22 protein-coding genes and 1 tRNA gene are annotated in these 21,070 nt (G+C 61.6%); 11 read left to right on the top strand and 12 right to left on the bottom strand.

Annotated features, from left to right (window positions below; all coding sequences use genetic code 11):
- Position 1: 1 nt before the first annotated feature.
- Complete coding sequence (locus tag BSY17_RS09200) at positions 2 to 931, top strand: SDR family NAD(P)-dependent oxidoreductase (protein WP_069065288.1); 930 nt, start codon at positions 2 to 4, stop codon at positions 929 to 931.
- Here BSY17_RS09200 and BSY17_RS09195 read toward each other — a convergent pair.
- From BSY17_RS09195 to BSY17_RS09175, 5 genes are read right to left on the bottom strand one after another with little or no spacing between them, the layout of a single operon-like run.
- A complete protein-coding gene (locus BSY17_RS09195; RefSeq protein ID WP_069065287.1) occupies positions 923 to 1,741 on the bottom strand; it encodes an SDR family NAD(P)-dependent oxidoreductase in 819 nt (272 codons plus the stop codon). The two genes, BSY17_RS09200 and BSY17_RS09195, sit on opposite strands and share 9 nt — an antisense overlap.
- Positions 1,742 to 2,272 (bottom strand): DUF3237 domain-containing protein, encoded by a 531-nt coding sequence (locus BSY17_RS09190; protein WP_237236474.1) that lies wholly within the window; start codon positions 2,270 to 2,272, stop codon positions 1,742 to 1,744.
- Positions 2,269 to 3,537 (bottom strand): MFS transporter, encoded by a 1,269-nt coding sequence (locus BSY17_RS09185; protein ID WP_237236472.1) that lies wholly within the window; start codon positions 3,535 to 3,537, stop codon positions 2,269 to 2,271. Before BSY17_RS09185 ends, BSY17_RS09190 begins: the two co-directional genes overlap by 4 nt.
- Positions 3,534 to 4,340, bottom strand: coding sequence for an SDR family NAD(P)-dependent oxidoreductase (locus BSY17_RS09180; RefSeq protein ID WP_069065286.1), 807 nt, complete (start codon positions 4,338 to 4,340; stop codon positions 3,534 to 3,536). The genes BSY17_RS09185 and BSY17_RS09180 overlap by 4 nt, the downstream gene beginning before the upstream one ends.
- Positions 4,337 to 5,233, bottom strand: a complete 897-nt coding sequence (locus BSY17_RS09175; RefSeq protein WP_069065285.1) for a hypothetical protein — start codon at positions 5,231 to 5,233, stop codon at positions 4,337 to 4,339. The genes BSY17_RS09180 and BSY17_RS09175 overlap by 4 nt, the downstream gene beginning before the upstream one ends.
- 175 nt (positions 5,234 to 5,408) lie before the next feature.
- Between BSY17_RS09175 and BSY17_RS09170 the strand changes: the two genes are divergently transcribed.
- Both BSY17_RS09170 and BSY17_RS21265 read left to right on the top strand, forming a co-directional pair.
- Positions 5,409 to 6,878 carry an aldehyde dehydrogenase gene (locus BSY17_RS09170; protein WP_069065284.1) on the top strand — a complete coding sequence of 490 codons (1,470 nt, stop codon included), beginning with the start codon at positions 5,409 to 5,411 and terminating at the stop codon, positions 6,876 to 6,878.
- A gap of 271 nt (positions 6,879 to 7,149) precedes the next feature.
- Positions 7,150 to 7,368, top strand: a complete 219-nt coding sequence (locus tag BSY17_RS21265; RefSeq protein WP_237236470.1) for a hypothetical protein — start codon at positions 7,150 to 7,152, stop codon at positions 7,366 to 7,368.
- Positions 7,369 to 8,328: 960 nt separating this feature from the next.
- Here BSY17_RS21265 and istB read toward each other — a convergent pair.
- Together istB and istA are read right to left on the bottom strand one after the other, a co-directional pair.
- Entirely contained in the window at positions 8,329 to 9,057 is a 729-nt protein-coding gene (gene istB / locus BSY17_RS09165) for an IS21-like element helper ATPase IstB (protein ID WP_069064140.1), read from the bottom strand.
- Positions 9,044 to 10,558 (bottom strand): IS21 family transposase, encoded by a 1,515-nt coding sequence (istA, locus tag BSY17_RS09160; protein ID WP_037474355.1) that lies wholly within the window; start codon positions 10,556 to 10,558, stop codon positions 9,044 to 9,046. The genes istB and istA overlap by 14 nt, the downstream gene beginning before the upstream one ends.
- A 138-nt stretch (positions 10,559 to 10,696) precedes the next feature.
- Here istA and BSY17_RS20915 point away from each other — a divergent pair, with 138 nt between their 5' ends.
- A complete protein-coding gene (locus BSY17_RS20915) occupies positions 10,697 to 10,942 on the top strand; it encodes a DUF3631 domain-containing protein (protein WP_083217091.1) in 246 nt (81 codons plus the stop codon).
- A gap of 117 nt (positions 10,943 to 11,059) precedes the next feature.
- On the opposite strand, the gene BSY17_RS09155 is transcribed toward BSY17_RS20915, so the two are convergent.
- From BSY17_RS09155 to BSY17_RS09150, 3 genes are all read right to left on the bottom strand, one after another.
- The gene (locus BSY17_RS09155) at positions 11,060 to 11,392 is read right to left on the bottom strand and encodes a hypothetical protein (protein ID WP_069065283.1); all 333 of its coding nucleotides are present in this window, start codon (positions 11,390 to 11,392) and stop codon (positions 11,060 to 11,062) included.
- A 608-nt stretch (positions 11,393 to 12,000) separates the two neighbouring features.
- Positions 12,001 to 12,336 (bottom strand): hypothetical protein, encoded by a 336-nt coding sequence (locus BSY17_RS21260; RefSeq protein ID WP_150125760.1) that lies wholly within the window; start codon positions 12,334 to 12,336, stop codon positions 12,001 to 12,003.
- A gap of 5 nt (positions 12,337 to 12,341) precedes the next feature.
- Positions 12,342 to 13,166 carry a hypothetical protein gene (locus tag BSY17_RS09150; RefSeq protein ID WP_069065282.1) on the bottom strand — a complete coding sequence of 275 codons (825 nt, stop codon included), beginning with the start codon at positions 13,164 to 13,166 and terminating at the stop codon, positions 12,342 to 12,344.
- 214 nt (positions 13,167 to 13,380) lie between these two features.
- Here BSY17_RS09150 and BSY17_RS09145 point away from each other — a divergent pair, with 214 nt between their 5' ends.
- Positions 13,381 to 13,641, top strand: a complete 261-nt coding sequence (locus BSY17_RS09145) for a helix-turn-helix domain-containing protein (protein WP_069065281.1) — start codon at positions 13,381 to 13,383, stop codon at positions 13,639 to 13,641.
- Between the two features lie 11 nt (positions 13,642 to 13,652).
- On the opposite strand, the gene BSY17_RS09140 is transcribed toward BSY17_RS09145, so the two are convergent.
- Both BSY17_RS09140 and BSY17_RS09135 read right to left on the bottom strand, forming a co-directional pair.
- Entirely contained in the window at positions 13,653 to 14,855 is a 1,203-nt protein-coding gene (locus BSY17_RS09140; protein WP_069065280.1) for a tyrosine-type recombinase/integrase, read from the bottom strand.
- Between the two features lie 182 nt (positions 14,856 to 15,037).
- Positions 15,038 to 15,128, bottom strand: a tRNA-Ser gene (locus tag BSY17_RS09135).
- 93 nt (positions 15,129 to 15,221) lie between these two features.
- On the opposite strand from BSY17_RS09135, the gene BSY17_RS09130 reads away from it, so the two are divergent.
- The 6 genes from BSY17_RS09130 (at position 15,222) to BSY17_RS09105 (ending at position 21,065) form a co-directional block, all read left to right on the top strand.
- Positions 15,222 to 16,112, top strand: a complete 891-nt coding sequence (locus BSY17_RS09130; RefSeq protein ID WP_037480151.1) for a peptidylprolyl isomerase — start codon at positions 15,222 to 15,224, stop codon at positions 16,110 to 16,112.
- Between the two features lie 84 nt (positions 16,113 to 16,196).
- Positions 16,197 to 17,312: an alanine dehydrogenase gene (ald, locus tag BSY17_RS09125; RefSeq protein WP_069065279.1), complete on the top strand. Its 1,116-nt coding sequence runs from the start codon at positions 16,197 to 16,199 to the stop codon at positions 17,310 to 17,312.
- 228 nt (positions 17,313 to 17,540) lie between these two features.
- Positions 17,541 to 18,371 carry a sulfite exporter TauE/SafE family protein gene (locus BSY17_RS09120; protein ID WP_069065278.1) on the top strand — a complete coding sequence of 277 codons (831 nt, stop codon included), beginning with the start codon at positions 17,541 to 17,543 and terminating at the stop codon, positions 18,369 to 18,371.
- 78 nt (positions 18,372 to 18,449) lie between these two features.
- Positions 18,450 to 19,166, top strand: coding sequence for a response regulator transcription factor (locus tag BSY17_RS09115; protein WP_069065277.1), 717 nt, complete (start codon positions 18,450 to 18,452; stop codon positions 19,164 to 19,166).
- Between the two features lie 34 nt (positions 19,167 to 19,200).
- Complete coding sequence (locus BSY17_RS09110) at positions 19,201 to 20,505, top strand: sensor histidine kinase (protein WP_443019523.1); 1,305 nt, start codon at positions 19,201 to 19,203, stop codon at positions 20,503 to 20,505.
- Positions 20,505 to 21,065, top strand: coding sequence for a hypothetical protein (locus tag BSY17_RS09105; RefSeq protein WP_069065276.1), 561 nt, complete (start codon positions 20,505 to 20,507; stop codon positions 21,063 to 21,065). The genes BSY17_RS09110 and BSY17_RS09105 overlap by 1 nt, the downstream gene beginning before the upstream one ends.
- The last annotated feature ends 5 nt before the right edge of the window (positions 21,066 to 21,070 follow it).

The raw sequence follows: 21,070 nt of genomic DNA, 5'->3' as shown, positions 1-21,070 counted from the left end.
CATGCGGCTGGCGGGCAAGGTCGCGCTGGTTACGGGCGCGGGGCGCGGTTTAGGTCGGGCCTATGCGCGCGCGCTGGCGGCCGAAGGCGCACAGGTCATCGTCAATGATCTGGGCGGCAACAGCCTTGGCGAGGGCGGCGATGATGGGCCTGCGCAGGCCGTCGTCGCGGAGATCATGGCGGCGGGGGGCGTGGCGTCCGCTGACATGAGCGACATATCCGACTGGTCGGCAGCGCAGGCGCTGGTGAGCGGCATCTGCGTCCAGCATGGCAGGCTTGATATCCTTGTGAACAATGCCGGGATTAGCCGTTCGGGGCTGCTGGGGGATTTGGGCGAAGCGGATTGGGACAGGCAGTTCGGCGTCAATGTGAAAGGGGCGACGGCGCTGATCGACGCCGTTGCGCGCCAGTGGCGCACGCAAACGCCCACGCCGCGCGCGATCGTCAATATTTCCTCGCCCGCCGGACCGCATCCGATCCCGCCCATCGGCCTTTATAGCGCGACCAAAGCGGCGATGGCGGCGCTGACGATGAGTGCGGCGCAGGAGATGGCGCCGCTTGGCGTGCGGGTGAATGCCTTGTCGCCCATCGCAAGAACAAGGCTGATCGAGAAGGCACCGCAGGCCGTTCAGGAGATGATGGCGGCGCGCGAGGGCTATGATCCGTTCGCGCCCGACCATGCCGCGCGGCTGCTCTTATACCTGTGCCTGCCTGATGCGCGATTCACGGGGCGGTTGCTGGGATGCCGGGGTGATGCGGTGTACCTCTACCGGCCTTGGTCAGCGGATTATCGCATCGACAATGGGGGCGCACCGTGGACGATCAGTGCGCTGGAGCAGGCGCTTGGATCACTGCCGCAGCAGGACATGTGCTGGATGATGACGGCGGACGGGCTGGTCGAACAGCCCTTGCCACCAACCACGCTAGGCTGAAGGCCAGGCTTCGCGCACCGCTGCAACCCGCGCCTCGAACTTGTCGCGATGGGTGGGATGGGTGATGATGTAGAGCCTTTTTGCGACGATGCCCTCCAGCACCATCTGGCCGACCTCATCCGGGTCCATCCAGCCGTCGGATGTGCTGCGTTCGCGATCTTCCGGCGTCACTGCGCGATCTGCCACACTGCCCTTGAAGCGCGCCGGTCTGTTGCCGTCGATATCCAAGATATTGCTGCGCACAAGGCCTGGGCACAGCACGCTCACACCGATGCCAGCCGCAGCAAATTCCGGCGCGAGCGCCTCACTCAGCGCGACGATCGCGGTTTTGGTGGTGCCATAAATCGCCATTGCCGCGGGCACGGTTGCAAGCCCGGCGAGGGAGGCAGTGTTGACGATGTGACCGCCCGATGGATTGGCGCGCAGCAGCGGTTCGAACGTCATGATGCCGTTGATGACGCCGCCCAGATTGACCTGCAGCCCGAAATCCCAGTCGGCATAAGTCACCTGATCCCAACTACGCTGGATGCCGACGCCGGCGTTATTGACCAGAATATCGACCCGCCCGAACTGATCGACCACCCCCTGCGCTGCCTGTGCCATGGCCGCCCGGTCGCTGACGTCGGTCTGGATAAAAGCGAGGCGGCTTTCATGGTCGCAAAGCCCGGCTCGCGCCTGCGCAATATAATCGGCGCGAAGATCAAGCATGGCGACTTGCGCGCCCGCGCCGAGCAGTGCCCTCGTGATACCAAGGCCGATGCCGCTTGCCCCGCCGGTGACGACCGCGACTTTGCCATCGAACGGCGTCATTCAAAGGATCTTGTAATAGCGCACGACATTGCCATCCGTCAGCCGCGCTCCTGCGCCGATGAAGGCGTGGCGGGCGAGCCAATCATGCTTGCCCTTGGGCACGTCGAAGCTCGTCAAAGTGCGGAAATAATATTCGGATGGATCGACACGCTCATCGCTGGCGCCATTGGCGATGCGGCTGAAGCGCGGCATCACATCGGGCGTGCGACCCCAGATGAAGCCTCGGTTGTGGAGCATGATCGGCGTGCCATCGGCCTCTTGCAGCAGATAGCGCGCGTCGAGCTGCACGACGCCGTCGCTGCGGAAGGTGGCATAGTCCCCGCCACTTGCAGGCAGCACCGTGCCATTGAGGGTCGGCCCGCGAAATTCGCCCGCCGAGACGGTGACCATCCCTTTGTCGGGGCCGGTGGGCAGGTCTTTCAGGCGGGGCAGCGGATGAAAGCGCAGGCGCACTTCCAGCGCAAATTCCATGCCCGGCATGTCGGGGACGGTCTCGATCTGATCGAAGAGGGACATGATCTGCTCCGTCATGACAGGATCTTGTGCCGTGCGCGCTGCGCGGCTGGCACTAGCCAGGTTGCGGCGAGGCACGCGGCGGGTGCTAGGGCCGCGAAGAGGAAGAAGCCGCCGACGCTGATGCCCGACGCGATTAGCCATCCGCCGACCATCGGCCCGCCGATCGCGCCAATGCGCGCTACCGCGACGCCAAAGCCGATGGCTGTCGCCATATAGCGGGCGGGGAAGAAATCGGTCGCGATCGCGATGAGGGCGAGGTGAACGCCCGCGATGGCCCCTGCGGACAGGAACAGCAATATGCCCCAGATCCAAGGGTCCGGCTTTACAAAGGAGAGGCCAAGAAATGCCAGAACGATGGTCGTATAGGCCGCGCTCAGGACGAAGGTCACCCGGCTCTTATCCACCAATTTGGCGATCAGCAGGCCAGCGACAAGGCCACCGAGATTGACGATCGACATGAAGCGGGCGGAGAGATCGACCGAGAAGCCGGCCTGGGGCAGCAGTGTTGGTATCCAACTGCTGGTCAGGTAGATGGCGAAGGCGTTGAGGCCGTAGATCAGCACGAAGATGGCGGTCGCGACGAGTAGCGGTGGGCGCAATATGTCCAGCAACTGGCCACCCTTGCGCGCGGGCATGGCGGTTGCCGGTTCGTCCTGCCGTTCGGGTACCATGCCCTTGCGCGGGAACAGGAAGAACAGCGTTACCGCAAGCAGGACCGTGGCGATGCCGGGCAGCAAAAAGATGGCGCGCCAGCCGCCGAACGACACCAGCAGCGGCACGACAAGGCCGGATGTAATGCCGCCAATGGCGATGCCCAGCGATACGATCGTGATCGTGCTCGCTCGCTTGCCTTCCGGTGCCCAAAGCGCGACCTGTGCGGTGACGTTTGGGAGGCAGGCGCCGAGCATCAGCCCGGTCAGCAGCCGCCAGACCGAGAAGCCGGTCACGCTGGTCGCGGTGGCCGTGCCCATGGTTGCCAACCCGATCAGCGCGACGGTGACGATGATCGTCGGGCGACGACCATAGCGATCGCCAATGGGCGCGAGCAGAACCGCGCCAGTACCCAGCCCGACGAGGACGGCGGAGAGCGCGAAGCCGAAGCTGGCCGCCGGAATACCCAGTTCCCGTACGATGTGTGGCAGCGCGAGAGGGAGAGCGGCCAGATCATAGCCATCGACGAACAGGATCATCGCGCTCAGGATGAGGCCGAGCAGCAGCCTTGCGCCAAAGACACGGGCTGGCTCGACCATGGGCAAGGCAGCGGTGCTTTTTGCGGTCATGCGCATTGCACCTGTTCAGCGAGCATGGCGGGCAGATCCCAGTCGATATCGAGATAGCGGCCCGAAAGCGCATCGAAACGCCCTGACGCGAGATCGACAGCCAGCGATTGCAGCTTCTTGCGAGCGGCGGCGCTGTCTTGCGGCGTAATGCTCTCCAGCAGGGCGACAAGCGGCGCGGCGTGCGCGCGGGCATTGGGCGAGGCGAGTGTTTGGCTCGACATCTCGGTTAGGATCGTGCCGGGCTGAATGGCAAAGGCGCGGATGGCCCGGCCTGCCTGCTCGGCATCCAGATGCTCGGTCAGGCGGATGAGGCTGGCCTTGGCGACGGCATAGGCTGAGGCGTTGGGCGCAACGAAGGTTCCGGCTTGAGAGGCAATATTGATGATGCGGCCATGATTTGCCGCCTCCATGCCCGGCAAGGCGCGCGTCGTGCAGAGCAGCGCGCCAAGAAGATGGACGCTCTGCGCGCTCCACCAGTCGGCAACATCGATATGACCGATCGGACCGATTGGACCCTGCACGCCGGCATTGTTTACAAGGATGCTGATGGGGCCAAGTTGCTGTTCTGCGCACGCGAAGGCTGCATCCACGCTGGCGCTATTGGTCACGTCGCAGGCGACTGCGATGGCGCGGCCGCCGCGCGCGTTCAGATCGGCCGCCACCTTGGCGATCTCCCGTTCCGACCGTGCGGCGACCGCCACGGCCGCGCCAGCACCAGCCAGCGCCTCGGCAATGGCTTGTCCGAGGCCCCGCCCTCCGCCGGTGATGAAGGCGACTTCACCCTGCAACCTTGGGGCCGTCATGGCCGATGGCCTGTGATGCCGTCCCACGGGGAGGGCATATGATAGGGGACGGTGATGAAATTGGCCTCGATCTGGCGGATGGCGTCTTCCTCAATGCGGAACAATTCGGACATGTAAAAACTGTGCGGACGGCGGATGTGGGATTCGATCTCGGTGCCGTCTGTCAGCTTGTAATGGGCGAGGCGGCCGCAATGATCGATGAAGCCGTGGGCGAAGACGAGGCCGCGCTCCTCGTCGATCAGCGGGAAGCGGCGGCCACGCAGGCGATCATCATAGCGATAATAGCCCATGCGGAACTGCTCTTCGCAGCCGAGATGGGCATTTACGAGCGGGAAATCGGGGTTGTTCGTGGTCTGCACGCCATTTTCGACACGCTCGCAATCGGGATGGAAGCGGGTGAAAAGCTGCCCGTCATTTTGTTCCAGCGTCGAAAAATAGCCGTCGGCGATCGCCCTCAGCCGCTCGCGCGTCATACGCTTGTCGATCGGGATTGCGCCGTCGAAGGCGGGCTTGGGTTCGAAGCGCGGGTTGGGGAAAACCAGCGCTTCATCGACCTGGCGGACGATCAGCATTTCCACTTCCGTAATCGCGTCTTGCCCGTTCACACCGATGCGCAACGCCATCGCTGAATCATGCTGCGTCTCGTGAACCGTGGTGAACAGGCCGACCTGGCCGGTCGTGCAGTCGGCAAAGCGCAGATCATAATCACCGCGCCCGGTGATCGTGCCCCACAGGCCGTCGCTGATCGCCAGTTCGACGTTATTCTCGGTGGCCCGCACCATTGGCGCCCAATCGACCTTGGTGGGATCGCGGGCCACAAGCGCGGCGAGATAGTGATCCAGTACCGCGTAGAGGCGCTCGCGCGTCCAGGCCGCGATCAGGGCGTTTCGCATTATCCTCTCCCGATGGGATGTGCCGATGCCGCTCTTCGGGCGGTTAATGATAACGAATGATATGATTACGCCATGCCATATCTCCACTGTCAAGCACCGAATGGCACGTCAATGCGGTTGAAATAATAATAACGTTCGTTATTGTTATGCGCAGAATCGAGGAGAGGACAGCAAGATGATACCCCACGACATCCGCATCGCGCACCCCGACAAGCTCTATATTGGCGGGCAATGGGTGGAGTCCGCAGGCGGAAAGTCGATCGAGATCGTCTCCCCCAATAGTGAGGATGTGATCGCCCGCGTGGCCGATGCGGTCGAGGCGGATATGGATCGTGCGGTTGCTGCGGCGCGCAAGGCGTTCGATGAGGGGCCATGGCCAACGCTCAGCCCTGCCGAGCGCGGTGCGCTGGTGCGCCGAATGGGTGAGGAATTGCAAAAGCGGGAGCCGGAGCTGGCGCGCGCCTGGACGCTGCAGGTGGGCGGCCTGGCAAGCTTCGCGCCGATCATGACTGGCGGCGCGACCGCCAGCTTCATGCAGATTGCGGGCTATGCCGACAGCTTCACGTTCGTCGAGCGGCGCCCGTCCTTTCAGGTGGACACCGCGATCGTCGCCTATGAGCCCACAGGCGTCGTGGCGGCGATCGCACCGTGGAATGCGCCCTATGGCATCATGGCAAGCAAAGTCGCTTATGCGCTGGTGGCGGGCTGTACGGTGATCATGAAGCCGTCGCCGGAGACGCCGCTGGAAGCCTATATCATGGCCGAGGCGGCGCAGGCTGCTGGCATCCCGGCCGGCGTGGTGAATCTGGTTTGTGGCGGGCGCGATGCGTCTGATCATCTGGTCAATAATCCCGGCATCGACAAGGTGACCTTCACAGGCTCCACCGGGGCGGGAAAGCGCATCGGCGAGGTTTGTGCGAGCCGTATTGCGCGCTGCACGCTGGAACTGGGGGGCAAATCCGCCGCGATCGTGCGCGACGATTTCCCGATCGACGTCGCGGCCGCCATTTTGGGCAATACCATATCGATCATGAGCGGCCAGGTCTGTGCGATGCTGAGCCGCGCAATCGTCCCCAGGAAGCGCCATGACGAACTGGCCGACGCAATCAAGGCCGTGATGCAGGGCATCCGCATCGGCCATAGCGAGGATATGGCAACGCAGCTTGGGCCGCTGGCCATGAAGCGACAGTTGGAGCGCGTCGAAGACTATGTCGCGATCGGCAAGGGTAGCGCTGATCTTGTTACGGGAGGCGCCCGGCCTGCGCATATGGACAAGGGCTATTTCATGGAGCCGACCTTGTTCGCCAATGTCGATAATCAGAGCCGCATTGCGCAAGAAGAGATTTTCGGGCCGGTGCTGTGCCTGATCCCGGCGGAGGATGAAGAAGATGCGATCCGCATCGCCAATGAAAGCAATTATGGCCTCAATGGATCGGTCCTGACCAATGATGTTGATGCGGCCTATCGCATTGCCCGGCGTGTTCGCGCAGGCGGCTTTGGCCAGAATGGCATGAAGCTGGAATTCGGCCTGCCTTTTGGCGGGTTCAAGCAATCCGGCATTGGCCGAGAGGGTGGCGTCGAGGGGCTTGCAGCCTATCTGGAGAGCAAGACGATCTTGCTCGATGGTACGCCGACGGCTCTATAAACCAGCGCTAGCGGGAAAATCTCCGGCTTGAATCGATGCAGCTGATGATCGGGCGCAACGTCCCGTCAGGCGTTCGCTAGGTCGGTTCAAGCAGGTAAACAGGAAGTTGCGTAGTGAGCCGACCCGGATTTGCCGGAGGCTTAAGCTTCTGAGTAAGTTTGGTGTGGCCCGACATTCCGCTCGACTTTGCGCTTATGCGCCAGCGCGGGCCGATGTCGGTGAGGATTTCCCACTTCGTGGGTATGTGGTGTGCGGGGGTTGCTGCCGTTCCTTGACGGCCAACTGGACCAAGGGACGCAACGGTAAATACCCTTACTACCTCTGTCGTCATCGCAGCTGCGAGATGTGGGGCAAGTCCGTTGCCCGGACGAAAATCGAAGAAGCTTATGAGGCGCTGCTTCGTGCCATCATTCCGACCGAGGAAATGTTCAACGCCCTCATGTTGCTGTTCAAGAAACGCTGGAGCGAGAGCGAATCCCGCACCAAGTAAGAACGCCCGTCTCTCAAGGTACAAATCGCTGCGACCGAGAAGAAGATCGGACATCTGCTGGAGCGGATTGTCGAGACCAGCAACGAGTCAGTGATCAGCGCCTACCAGCGCAAGGTCGAAGATCTAGAGCGGGAGAAGCTGGTTCTGATCGAAAAGACTGCGCGTTGCGGCACTGCTCTTGGCAGCTCCGAAGCAACTTTTCGAACCGCGTTTGATTTTATCGCAAACCCTTGAAATATTTGAAAAGTAGATGTTTGGCAGAGAAGAGAACAGTGCTGAATCTCACCTTGGCATCGCATCTGGTATGAGCCTGGAATTAAGGTGTTCGAACCGGATAATTGTCCTTATCTTTCAAGGTTTTACAGGACGAAAACGAGGCGAATGATAAAATGGGCGGCAGGGAGTAGAATCATATAGTTATTCCTTTGATTATATTGAATAAAAATAGATGTTTAAAATCCGTGCCCACATAATTCCCCACACTTCGTAAAAGTGTCGGCTCGGAGAGCGCTTCCTTCGGGACATGGATGCGCCATGGTAGCGAGGCTGCCCGTTCGCGCGCTCTCAAATCGCGCTGTAGCGGGCGGGCGGTCTCGCGGGCGGGGTCGTGCAGACCTGCAGGGCATCAAACAATCATTGTTGCATGTGATGTTGTGCCGAGTCGGCAGTTGAGTTGCCATCCTTGGCCCCGGTTTTCACATTGAGTAGCGTCTGAATCCTCCATGAGAGGGGGCCAGAATCCAGTTGTTCAAGCCCTACAGAAAATAAATTTATGTATTAGGGTGTCAATCGGCGTCCAAACGGGACCCCTTATCAGCGCGCAAAAGGGACCCCCTGTCAGGATGGCGGAACATTGATGTGACGCTCTTCCTTGCGCTGCGCGCGGCGTAGGGAGGGCGTAGCCCGACCGGAGGCGCGCGCAGCGCAAAGCATCTTTTAATTGATTGCCGCTGGGGCGGATCAGCTGCGGTTTTTGAAGCGCCAGCTGTCATTGCCGGTCTCGACAATGTCGCAATGATGGGTGACGCGATCCAGGAGCGCGGTTGTCATCTTGGGATCGCCGAACACGGTGGGCCACTCGCCAAAGGCGAGGTTGGTGGTGATGATGACACTGGTCTGCTCATAGAGTTTGCTGATCAGGTGGAACAGCAACTGGCCGCCCGATCGGGCGAACGGCAGATAGCCCAGTTCGTCGAGTACGATCAGATCGAGACGGGATAGCTGGGCGGCGAGAGCGCCACTCTTGCCGATCCTGGCCTCCTCTTCGAGGCGGGTCACCAGATCGACCGTGTTGAAGTAGCGGCCCCGGGCGCCGGAGCGCACAACATTGGCGGTGATGGCGATGGCCAGATGGGTCTTTCCTGTGCCTGTGCCGCCGACCAGGACGATATTGCGCCGTGCGGGCAGGAACGTGCCGCTGTGCAATGAACGCACCAGCCCCTCGTTGATTGGGGTACCCTCGAACCGGAAGGCGTCGATGTCCTTCACGACGGGCAGCCTGGCAGCGGCCATCCGGTATCGGATCGACGCGGCATGACGATGCGTCGCCTCCACCCTCAGAAGATCGGTCAGTATCTCCATGGTGGTGCGCTGGCGCTGAATGCCGGTGGTGACGGCATCGTCGAACGCGCCTGCCATGCCCTTGAGGCCAAGCCCGCGCATGGCCTCGATCATGTCATGCCGCTGCATCGAAGGTCCTCAACTGGTCGTAACGGGCACAGTCGGCGATCGGGGGATGGCGCAAAGCGCTATCCTCGGAGGTGATGATCGTCAGCGGACGCGGGGGTTCCCGGCGTCGTGCCAGGATGTTGAGGATCAGGTCGTCGCTTGCCGTGCCCGTCGCCAGTGCCTCACGCACAGCGGCTTCGACAGGCTCCAGGCCATCGGTCAGTACGGCCGACAACACACGGACGAACCGGCGATCGGCATCGTCGCCATTACCCAGCTTGCGGCGCAGGCGGGCAAGCGCCGGTGGCAGATCCCAGTCCTGGAAGGGGGCACCGTTCCGCAGCGCGCCAGGCTTGCGGGCCAGCACTGGCAGATAATGCCAGGGGTCATAGATCGTGCGGTTGCGCCCAAAGTAGCGAGGATGTTCAGCGACAACCTCTTCGCCGCAGCGAACGACGATGCGATCGGCATAGGCGCGGACCTGCACCGTGCGTCGTGCCACCGTCGAGAGCACCGAGTAGCGGTTGCGGTCGAAGCTGATCAGGCAGGTGCCGGTCACGGCATGCTCGCTCTCATTGAAGCCGTCGAACGGTCCCAGCATCGGCTGCAGCGCAGATCGTTCGATCTCCAGCATCTGCGCCACGGTCAGCTCTCCCTGTTCGGGATGGGGCTGCCGTTCCGCCCAGCGCCGACACTCGGCCTCCAGCCAGCCATTGAGCTCTTCGAGACTGGCGAACCGCAACCGGGGCTGGAAGAAGCGACCCCGGATCGTCTGCACCTGGTTCTCGACCTGACCCTTCTCCCATCCCGCCGCAGGCGAGCAGGCCGTGGGCTCGACCATATAATGGTCGGTCATGATCAGGAACCGCCGGTTGAAGACGCGTTCCTTGCCGGTGAACACGCTCGTCACAGCCGTCTTCATATTATCGTAGATGCCGCGCCCTGGCACGCCGCCGAAGAAATCAAAGCCCCGCGCATGCGCGTCGAACAGCATCTCCTGGCTCTCACGAGGATAAGCCCGGACATAGACCGCGCGTGAGGCACACAGTCGCATATGCGCGACCTTCACCCGCATCGGTGCCCCGGCGATCTCAACATCTTCATGGCTCCAGTCGAACTGGTAGGCCTCGCCTGGCCTGAACATCAGCGGGATGAAGGCCGTGACACCATCGCCGGCATCTTTGCGCCGTTCCAACTTCCATCGCGCCGCGTAGCGCCGCACGGCATCGTAGGATCCCTCAAAGCCTTCGCGCACCAACAGATCATGGATCCGCGTCATCCGCAGCCGGTCACGCCTGCCGCGCAGCTCGTTCTCTTCCAGCAGCGTGTTGAGGCGATCCTGAAACGGACCGATCCTGGGCAGCGGCTGAACCTTGCGCTGATAATCAAAGGCGCCCTCCGGCGCTCGGACCGCTTTGCGGATGACCTTCCGCGACACATGCAGGTCCCGCGCGATCGCCTTGATCGCCTTGCCTCCGGCATACTCACGCCGGATCCGTAAAACTGTCTCCAAAACCAACATCCCGATCTCGCCGCCTGAAAATCCAGGAAGCTGCTTAAACCATCGAAATGAGGGGTCCCTTTTAGACGCCGATCACCCCGCTAACGGGGTCCCTTTTGCACGCCGATCCACAAACTCGATGCTCGCAAACTCGCGGAAATGCTTCGAGAATATGGCATCCGATCGTCTTCGATTCGTATGCCTAGCGGGCAAACGCCGAAGGGCTACAAGCGGGATGCATTCCATGAAGCGTGGCGATGCTATCTGCCTGTGTCTCAATCAGACGCAACGGACGCAACATGCGCCACAGACAACAAAGTGTCTGAAAATCCCATCGTGAGAGATAAGGCAGCATTGTCACCTTGTGGCGGATATGAAGATGACGCCGCCGATAGCGGTGGCTGAAACGCGCCGAACGCCAAGCATGTTGCGGCGTGGCGGCGGTGGCGGTCATGGGAAGCTAAAGACATGACCATGCTGTCCCAACGTCTGGCCCTCACCTCGAACGGTGAGGGCCTTTTTTTATAGATTGGTTCGATCATGTCGGGAAAATATGGCATCGATCATTGCCGATGCTTCGTCGAAAAGCGTCTTGTTGAGTTCAGATTCCTCACGAAACCGGACGGCTTCTGCATTGCCTGCGGCGATCTCCATCGTCGCTTCACGCATGAGAGTTTGCCTGAATGAAGCCCGATGGGCCAATTGGCGCTCGCGCTGATCGGTAGCTGCGGACTCAACAAAACGGTTGAGCATGTTGATGCTGCTCGTAGCGGTATCGGCGAGGCCGAAAACGGCGTCGGCAGTGCTGTTGACGGTTCCTAACACAGAACCGACGATCATTCGGACGGTGGCCATATCCACTCCTGATTAAGCGGATGCGAAATTGCATACCATCATGGGCGTCAGCCCCTGTGTTTCATTGTGTTTGAATGCCTTCCGTGGCTCCGGGTGCGATGCAGTGGGGGTGGGCATAGACGGTATCTGATAGTCTACGGGGGGGGGGGGGAGTTCTGCCAAGGATGGCAATTGCTCCACAACCTGCCGTCAGACGTAACAATGAAAATCTCTATATGGCTCGGATTGCATTATGCTGGAGAACCAAGGGATGGAGCAACTCATCCTTCCCAATCCCCTGCTGGTTGACCGCTCGGAGCGAAGGCTGCTCATCGGCCGCAGCAAAGCGAGGACCGATGAAGCAAAGTCGGGAGCGGAGGGCGGGCGGGCTGCCGAAAAACAACAATAATGCTAAAATCGAACTTATGAAAGGCGGCCTGTTGGGTTTCTTCTTTCTGGTTCCAAAATTGCAGCCTGCCTCCGCCCCTCTTCACTCCTGCCCCACCGCGCCTGCGGCGCGTGGGTTGGCTGATCGGTTGGAGACAGGCCGCTAAGGATGGGTGTGATATTTGGACATTGTGCTAAAAATTATCGAGGGGAGGCGGTTGGCGGCTGCCAGTCAAACATGTTCAATTGGCTGTTCGACGGGTTACATCGCCTTCCGAATAGGCAGCCAAATAGCTGTCAGCAACCTCATCACCGTAACGGCCCCGGAACTCATTCGGGGTCATCGTAACGAAATCACGATCCCGCTGGCTGGCTGACGATAGACCCTTGCCCGTTGCAACCATAGTTGCCAATGCATAGCCATTGGGGCGAGCGGTTTCAGGCATCCGGGCGGCTGCTTCGCGCTGTTTACGAACCGAAGCCTCAGTCACTTGGTTCATTTTTGCTGTGATGAAATCACCCTCTTCAACCGGTATATCAAAGATACCTGGATTGAAAATAGGATCACTAGCCAACATCTTATTTACAAGGCGCTGATCGGAGCTTGTTGAATCGATAATTGGCTTTGGCTCTGGGCTGGAAGAACAGGCATTCCTTTTCCTGATGGGTTTTCGATGCTCTCCAACGGCGTCACTGGGCTTTGTTCCAAATTTTCATTTGCTTGCAAAGCGCCCGATTTCATTACCTCATCCTGTCGGCTGAGCCTCGGATAAATCAAATCATGAAAGTAGGTTGGGGCAATAGGGTCATTCGCTCTATCCAATAATATTGCGAATGGAGAAAATATAACTGCGACGATAATAACGCCGAATGTTTTATTTGGATAAAATAGCAAACCTAGGCGAGATACTATAAATATAATGATCATTCCACCTGTGGCTCTGGCAATTTGATCTTGTGCCAATGCCTGACTGTAATTGAATGGCATGAGGTGAATGATACAGCTAATTATGAAAATTAACAAAAATACGGGGATCGTGACACTGTTATTGGTGCGGGGGGACTTGCAATATTCCTGATTGGATGCGCCATTCGATTTCGCAAGATTTATTTGCGGCTGATCGTAAGTCATCGTTGCTGACTTCTCAGGATAGATCGCCCGCGCGGACCTCATTGCTTTTCGTCCTATTAACTCCCACGGCTTCCGCTGCGGCAAGCCTTTTGGTGCAAGAAAGGCATAGCCACCCCAGATTAGCGCGAGTTGGAAAACCATTGGCGGCTGCCATGTAACATTGAGCAATGTAAAAAGAGTCCAGCCGCTGCAGAACATCAGCAGCCATTGAGGCATCCGCGCCTGCATGGCGAATAGGCTGACGATAATAGCGCCGGAGAATAACACTATGCCCATGCGGCTTCCCTCAAGCTGTTGAATGATGCATTTGAGCCTACCAGTTCCATCGATTTGCACCTAAATTTGATCTGTGGCCGGGTTCGGCCTCAGATACATCCTATTGTAGCGGCCGGGTTGTTGGTTTGGTCTTGGCTCATTGAGCGTCCCCATAATGGGGACGGCGCGGTTTACATATACTTAAAGCCCCGGTTCAGGAATCGGGGCTTTGTTGATGCAACGCGGGTGGGTGGTTTCACCCGATTATCGAGCGGTTATCGATGCCCTGAAAGAGGCCCGGACAAAGGCGGAAATCTCACAACGGGAACTTGCCCGCAGGCTGGGCAAGCCTCCCTCTTTTGTGAACAAGATAGAGCAGCTTGAACGGCGTTTGGACGTGCTGGAGTTTATCGCCATCGCAGAAGCTATGGGTATGCAGGCTGACGAATTGCTCAAGGATATGCGAAAGGCATTGCCGCAATCCGTCTGCTTGTAGTCGCAGTTTAATTATATCGCTATAGCTTGCCGAATTGACACGACCTTGCCGGAAAACTGATCCGTAGCACAATATACGCCCCATGCTTCCATCAGCTTCCGGCGCTTGTCGAGCAAACCACCACGCTGATAGGCGCGTTCAACTTCGTTGCGGTTCTGGTGCGCCAGAGCCGCTTCCGCGACTTCGCCGGGAACATTTGTTTCTTCGGCTACCCATGTCCGAAATGACGAACGGAAGCCATGCACGGTTGTCGCCTCCTTCATGCGGCGAAGCACGCCTAGAAGGGTCATATCTGACATGGCACCGCCATTTGCGCCGGGGAAGATAAGGTCCGTTCCTTCGCGCCTGATCGCCATGGCACTATGAAGAACGGCCAATGCATGAGGCGATAGGGGGACGACATGTTCGATTCGCATTTTCATGTGACCGGCTGGAACGGTCCATAGACCTTTTTCCAAGTCGATCTCGCTCCAGGTCGCCAGCCTGACTTCCTGTGACCGGGCAGCGGTCAGGATGACGAACTCCAGCGCCAGCCTGCTCCATGTTCCTCCTGTTGCACGGAGGCGAGTGATAAATGCCGGTATGTCGGCATAGGGCATGGCGGCATGGTGCTTTACGCCTTTCTGCTTGGGCAGTCCATTGCCTGCCGCCAAAGCGTCTGTTGGGGCTTCTGTTGATCGCCAGCCGCGAGCATGAGCAAAGTTCAGCACCGCCCTTATACGCTGCTTTACCCGCCTGCCGGTTTCGGGCTTCTCGGTCCATACCTTGGATATGGCCGTGATGATCTCGCCAGCGGTGATGCTGCCGACGGGCTTTGAACCAAGGGGTGGGAAGGCATAGGCTTCCATTGAGTTGATCCACTGATCATCACTCTTGGCATTGGACCACTGGCTCTTGTGCGTTTCATAGTAGACCAGAGCCGCTTCGCGAAAGGTGACGCTCTCCGCCTTGGCCTTGCGCTTCTCTGCCACAAGGTCACGTCCGTCCTCGCGTGTCGCCTTGCGGGCTTCGGCGGCCTTGGCTCGCGCTGCTGCCAGTGTCACCAACTTGGCGCTGCCTAAGCCAATATCACGTCGCTTGCCGTCATGTTGGACACGCAGGAGCCAACTTGCTCCACCAGTGCGGCTTACTTTCAGGAAAAGTCCGTCGCCGTCACCATAGTTTCCCGGCTTCGTCAGTGCGGCTTTCACTTCATTGGCTGTCAGCTTACCCATGGCAGTTCCCCACAGAATGAGAGCAGGCTTCCCCACACTTTAGAATTTCCCCACACCACTCCCCACATTTTAGCGCGGCTGCGGGCAAATTTCAATGAACGGCGACGCCCAATCGCGGCCAGAAAACCCGCAGAAGTTCTAGGCTTTCCGCAACTTTTGGCGAACGCTGATGAATAGGTAAATGGCGGAGCGGCAGGGATTCGAACCCTGGATACGCTTTTGGCGTATACTCACTTTCCAGGCGAGCGCCTTCGACCACTCGGCCACCGCTCCGCATTGCACTGGAAGTCGCGCTCCCTATCGCGGCGCGGGCGGCTAGGCAAGGGGATGCTTTACTTTCCTGTGCGGCCGCGCTCTGATTGCGGCATGATCCGTTTTTTCGCGCCCGCGCTGCTCGCTTCTCTCCTCGCCTCAACCGCCATCGCGGCTGATCCGCCGACAACGCCCGCGGCGCTCGTAGCGAGTGCGCCCGCTGATGCCTGGCGCGCGATTCCGCTCGAAGACCTGCTCGTCATGACGATCGAAGGCGGCAAGCGCGTCGTGATCCAGCTCGCCCCGGCCTTCGCGCCGCGCCATGTCGGCAATATCCGCACGCTGGCGCGCGCGCACTGGTGGGACGGGACCAGCATCAACCGGGTGCAGGACAATTATGTCACCCAATGGGGCGACGCGACCGAGAAGAAGCCGATGCCGCCCGGCCTCGCGCCCACCAGTGCGGCCGACTATGTCCGCTCGCTCGCCAATGTGCGGCTGGCGATCACGCCCTTGCCCCATCCTGATGCCTATGCGCCCGCGACCGGCTATGTCGATGGCTGGCCGATGGCGATGGATGGGGACGCGGCCTGGCTGCCCCATTGCTATGCTTCTGTCGGCGTCGGCCGCAACCTGTCGCCCGATGCGGGCACGGGGGCGGAACTCTACACCGTCATCGGCCAAGCCCCGCGCCAGCTGGATCGCAATATCGCGGTCGTCGGCCGGGTGATCGATGGCATGGCCCATCTGTCCAGCCTGCCGCGCGGCAGCGGTGAGCTTGGCTTCTACACCGCCACCGAACATAAAATCCCGATCCTCTCGGTCCGCCTCGCCAGCGACCTGGCACCCGCGGAACAGCCCCGGTTTGAGGCGATGGACGTCGCCTCGCCCAGCTTCGCCGCCTATCTGCGCCTGCGCGCCAATCGGAAGGATGATTTCTACGATCTGCCTGCGGGCGGGGTCGACATCTGCAATGCGCCGGTGCCGGTCCGTCCGGCTCCCTAAAGGGAACATTCGCGCCCGCCGCCGCGCTATGTCATCCTGTAGGAAAGCGGCCCCGCCACGCGCCGCGCCATCGGGAGGCATTGCATGATCGTCGGCACCGTCAGGGAAATCAAGAATCACGAATATCGCGTCGGGCTGACGCCTGAAAGCGTCCATGAACTCACCGCGCATGGCCATGCGGTGCTGGTCGAAAGCGGGGCAGGGGAGGGAATCGGCGCGCACGACGCCCTGTATGAAAAGGCGGGTGCGCAGATCGTCGCCACCGCCGCCGAGATCTTCGCCCGCGCCGACATGATCGTGAAGGTCAAGGAGCCGCAAGCCGCCGAGCGCGCGATGCTGCGGCCCGACCAAATCCTCTACACCTATCTCCACCTCGCCCCCGATCCCGATCAGACGCGCGACCTGATCGCCAGCGGCGCGATCGGCATCGCCTATGAAACCGTGACCGACGCGCAGGGCGGCCTGCCGCTGCTCAAGCCGATGAGCCAGGTTGCAGGCCGCATGGCGATCCAGGCCGGCGCGACCGCGCTCGAAAAGGCGCATGGCGGGCGCGGCGTCCTGCTGGGCGGTGTTCCCGGCGTCCTGCCCGCCAAGGTTGCGGTGATCGGCGGCGGTGTCGTCGGTTTCAACGCGGCGCAGATGGCGGCGGGGCTGGGCGCGGACGTTACCATCCTCGACCGCAGCCCCGAAGTGCTGGAAAAACTCGGCATGTATTTCGAGGCACGGGCCAAAACGCGCTTTTCGAACCGCGCCAACCTCGCGGACTGCGTGGCCGATGCGGACCTGGTGATCGGCGCGGTGCTGATCCCCGGCGCGGCCGCGCCCAAGCTGGTCAGTGCCGATATGCTCAAGACGATGAAGAAGGGCGCAGTGCTGGTCGATGTCGCGATCGACCAGGGCGGCTGTTTCGAAACCAGCCACGCCACCACCCATGCCGACCCCACCTATATCGTCGATGGCATCGTCCATTATTGCGTCGCCAACATGCCCGGCGCGGTCGCCCGCACCAGCACCTATGCGCTAAACAATGTGACTTTGCCCCATGCGCTGCGGATCGCAGACCTCGGCTGGAAAGGCGCGCTGCGCGCTGATCCGCATCTGTGCGCGGGCCTCAACGTGGCCCAGGGCAAACTCACCTATCGCGCCGTCGCCGACGCGCTCGACCTGCCCTATACCCCGGCCGAAGATCTGCTCGGCTGACCCGGCCCGTTCGCCAACCTTGTCCGACTTGTGTCGGACAAGGTGCGGATTTGTCGACCTTGTTCGTCTAGCCAGCCAAGGGACCTGTCCTGTCAGCCCCTTGCTCTGGTTCCGCCGAAGAGAGGCATGGTTTTACGACATGGTCGATCTAGTTTCATTCGCCGCCTTGTTTGTCCGGGGCACCGACAGCCTGGCCACCGGCCTCACGCCAGCCATGGGAGCGCGCTGATGAACGGCGATGTCATGACCTGGTTGGTGCCGCTGCTGTCGATGTTGGCCGCTGGCCTGTTCGCGGGTTTCGCGGCGGGGATTTTCGGCATTGGCGGCGGCTTCGTCGTCGTGCCTGCGCTGTTCGTCGTCCTGCCGCTATTGGGCGGCACACCCGAAGCGATCGCGCATGTTGCCATCGGCACGTCGGCCGCCACCATCATTGTCACCTCGATCCGTTCGCTCCTGTCCCATGCCAAGCGCGGCGCGGTGGAGTTTGAAATCCTCAAGACCTGGGCACCGTGGATCATCCTGGGTGATGGCGTCGGCGTGCTGCTGGCGGGCCATGTCGATGGCCATATCCTCACGATGATCTTTGCAGGCGGCGTGTTCCTGATGTCGCTCAACTTCCTGCTGCCCAAGGTCGGCGACAAGGTGATCAGCCAGGACATGCCTTCTGGCATCGCCCGTGTCGGCATCGCGGGCGGCCTTGGCACTTTTTCCGCGCTGCTCGGCATTGGTGGCGGCACGATCGCGATCATGGTGATGACCCTGTGCGGTCGCTCCATCCACCGCGCTATCGCCACCGCATCGGGCGTCGGCACGCTGATCGCCATCCCCAGCGCGATCGGCTTCGCCCTCATCGGCCTCAAGGAAAGCGGGCTTCCATGGGGGTCGCTTGGCTATGTCAACGTGCCCGCGACGCTCGCCATCGCCTCCATGTCGGTGCTGACCGCGCCGCTCGGCGTGGCCGTCGCCCATGCATTGCCTGCCAAGCCGCTCAAGAAGATATTCGGCGTCTATCTGATCGTCATCGCCTTCGTCATGTTCCGCAACGCCCTCAAGATCTGACCATCCCGCCTCATCTCGTCCCCATAACAGCCTTTGTAACTGGCGGCCTTTGCCGGTATTTGCGAGGCGGGGGACGATATGGCGCAACAGGAATCGATCAATGTGCTGGTGGTGGAGGATGACGCCGCAGCGCGCGCCAACATCGCCGCTATCCTCACCCAGGCAGGCATGGTCGTGGATCAGGCGGAGGATGGCCGCATCGGCCTGCACCGCGCGGGCAGCGGCGCGCACGACGTCATCATCCTCGACCGGATGCTCCCCCATCTGACCGGCATCGACATCGTTACCCGCTTGCGCGTCGCCGGGATCGGCGCGCCAGTGCTGATGCTCTCCGCGCTCGGCCGCAGCGAGCATCGCGTCGAAGGCCTTGAAAGCGGCGTCGACGATTATCTCGCCAAGCCGTTCGAACCCGATGAACTAGTCGCCCGCGTCCGAGCGCTGTGGCGGCGGGCCAGCCGCTCCACCCATGATCCGGTGCTGCTGTTCGGCGACCTGGAATGCCATGTGAAGGCGCGCACCGCCTTTCGCCAGGGCCGCCACCTCGCGCTCTCGCCCAAGGAGTTCGAGCTGTTCCGCTATCTGATGGACCATGCGGGCGAAGTGGTGACGCGCGAGATGCTGCTGCGCCATGTCTGGAAACTCAGCTTCGATCCGCAGACCAATGTGGTGGACGTCAATGTCGGCCGCCTGCGCCGCAAGCTGGAGGAAGGGTTTGACGGCCCGGTCCTCGAAACCGTGTGGGGCACCGGCTATCGCCTGATTGCCGCCGGATCGCCGGGATCGCCGGGTGCCTAAACCCGACCTGTTCCGCTCGGTCTTTGGCCGGGTGATGTTGTCCGCTTTGCTGGTCAGCCTCCTGTCCACGCTGGCCCTGTTCCTGGTGGTGCGCAATATCGTCGCGGCTGACGGTCGGGCAATGCTGGCGCGCGAGGTCGATACCGACCTCGCCGGACTGGCCGACATTCAGGTCAGCGGCGGCACCGCCGAACTGCGCGCGCGCATTGCCGATCGGATGGCGGTGGAGCGGGAGGATGGCGAGCGCGGCTGGTATCTGCTAGTCGATGGGGCCGGGCGTCGTCTGGCGGGCAATCTCGACCGTTGGCCTGCCATCGCGCCCGAAGTGTCGGAGGCGCGCTTCGTTGCGCTGCCCGGTGGCGACACGATGTTCGCGCGCGCGACCCGGCTGGGCGGCGACACGCGGTTGCTGGTCGGGCGCAGCAATTATCGCGGGGAAGCGCTGCTGGCGCGGCTGGCCATGGCCTTTGCCGGGGCGGGCGCGGTCATCGCGCTGCTCAGCCTTGCCGCCGGGCATTTCGCGGCGCGCCGCCTGCGCCGCCGGGTCGAAACGGTCAACGCCGCCTTCGCCGCCGTGCGCGCGGGGCGCATTACCGCGCGGGCGCCGGGCGCTGGCGAAAATGACGAACTGGCCGAACTGGCCGCCAACACCAATGCGATGCTCGACCAGGTCGAACGGCTGATCGAGGCGCAGCGCGCCGTGTCGGACCAGACCGCGCATGAAATCCGCACCCCGCTGATGCATCTCGACACCCGCATCCTCAAAGCCATGCAGGGGACGCAGGACGAGGAATTGCTGCGCACGCTCGACCAGTCGCGCGGCGAGATACGCAATGTCGTGCGCCTACTCGATTCGCTGCTCGATATTGCGGGGACGCAGGCGATGCGCGGCGACTTGCGCGGCCTGCTCGATACCAATCTCAGCGAGATTGCGGACAATCTGGCCGACCTCTACGGCGCCAGCGCGGAGGAATTGGGGATTGGCTTCCACGCCCGCATCGCGCCGGGCATCATGCTGCGCGCCGACCCGATGCAGATGACGCGCCTGCTCTCCAACCTGCTCGACAATGCGTTCAAATATGTGCCGAGCGGCGGCACTGTGTCGCTTACCCTGTCGGTGGGACCGCATATCGTCGTGCAGGATGACGGACCCGGCATCCCCGCTGCCGATCGCGATCGCGTGTTCGAACGCTATGTCCGGCTCGATGGCGCGCAGGGCGGGGGGCATGGCCTCGGCTTGTCGCTTGCCAGAGCGATCGCACAGCGGCATGACCTTTCCCTTCATGTGGAGGACGCCGCGCCCGGCGCGCGTTTCGTCGTCCAGCCGGAGGATGATTGATGATCAGGCTGTTGCCCGTCTTGCTGCTCGGCGCTGCGCCTGCCGCGCCCGCGGCGGACATGCGGCCTGCCGATCCGGTGTTGCGGACCTTGCTGGAGGGCGATGCCGCCCATGCCAGCGGCAACCATGCCGCCCTGCTCGACACCGTCCAGGCCTTGAAGGCGCTCGGCGCCACCCCGGCCGAGGGCCAGGAGGATCTCGCCGCCCGCTGGACCCATGAAGCACAGGCCCATGGCGCCGCCCCATCGACGCTCGCCTTTCGCGGCCGTGCGCTCGGCCCCGCCTATCGGCGCGGGTCGCTGGTGCCCGGTGGCAGCGTCACGATGCGCCAGCTATTCCTCGGCGGCCAACGCGCCCAGATATCGGTCGCACCCGCAAATGGCAGCGCGGCAAAGCTCTCGATCCGCGTCCATGGCGCGGATGGCGAAACGCTCTGCGCCAAGCCGGTCGGTGGACCGCAGGCCGATTGCGCCTGGCTGCCGCTCTTTACCGATCGCTATGACATCGTGATCGAAAATGGCGGCAAGGCAGCCGTGGGCTTCTACCTCATCATGCGCTGAAGCCG

This window comes from Sphingobium sp. RAC03, from assembly GCF_001713415.1.
GTDB lineage: Bacteria > Pseudomonadota > Alphaproteobacteria > Sphingomonadales > Sphingomonadaceae > Sphingobium.
The sequence above is the reverse complement of the archived record's forward strand: the minus strand, read 5'-3'. Positions and strand labels throughout refer to the sequence as shown.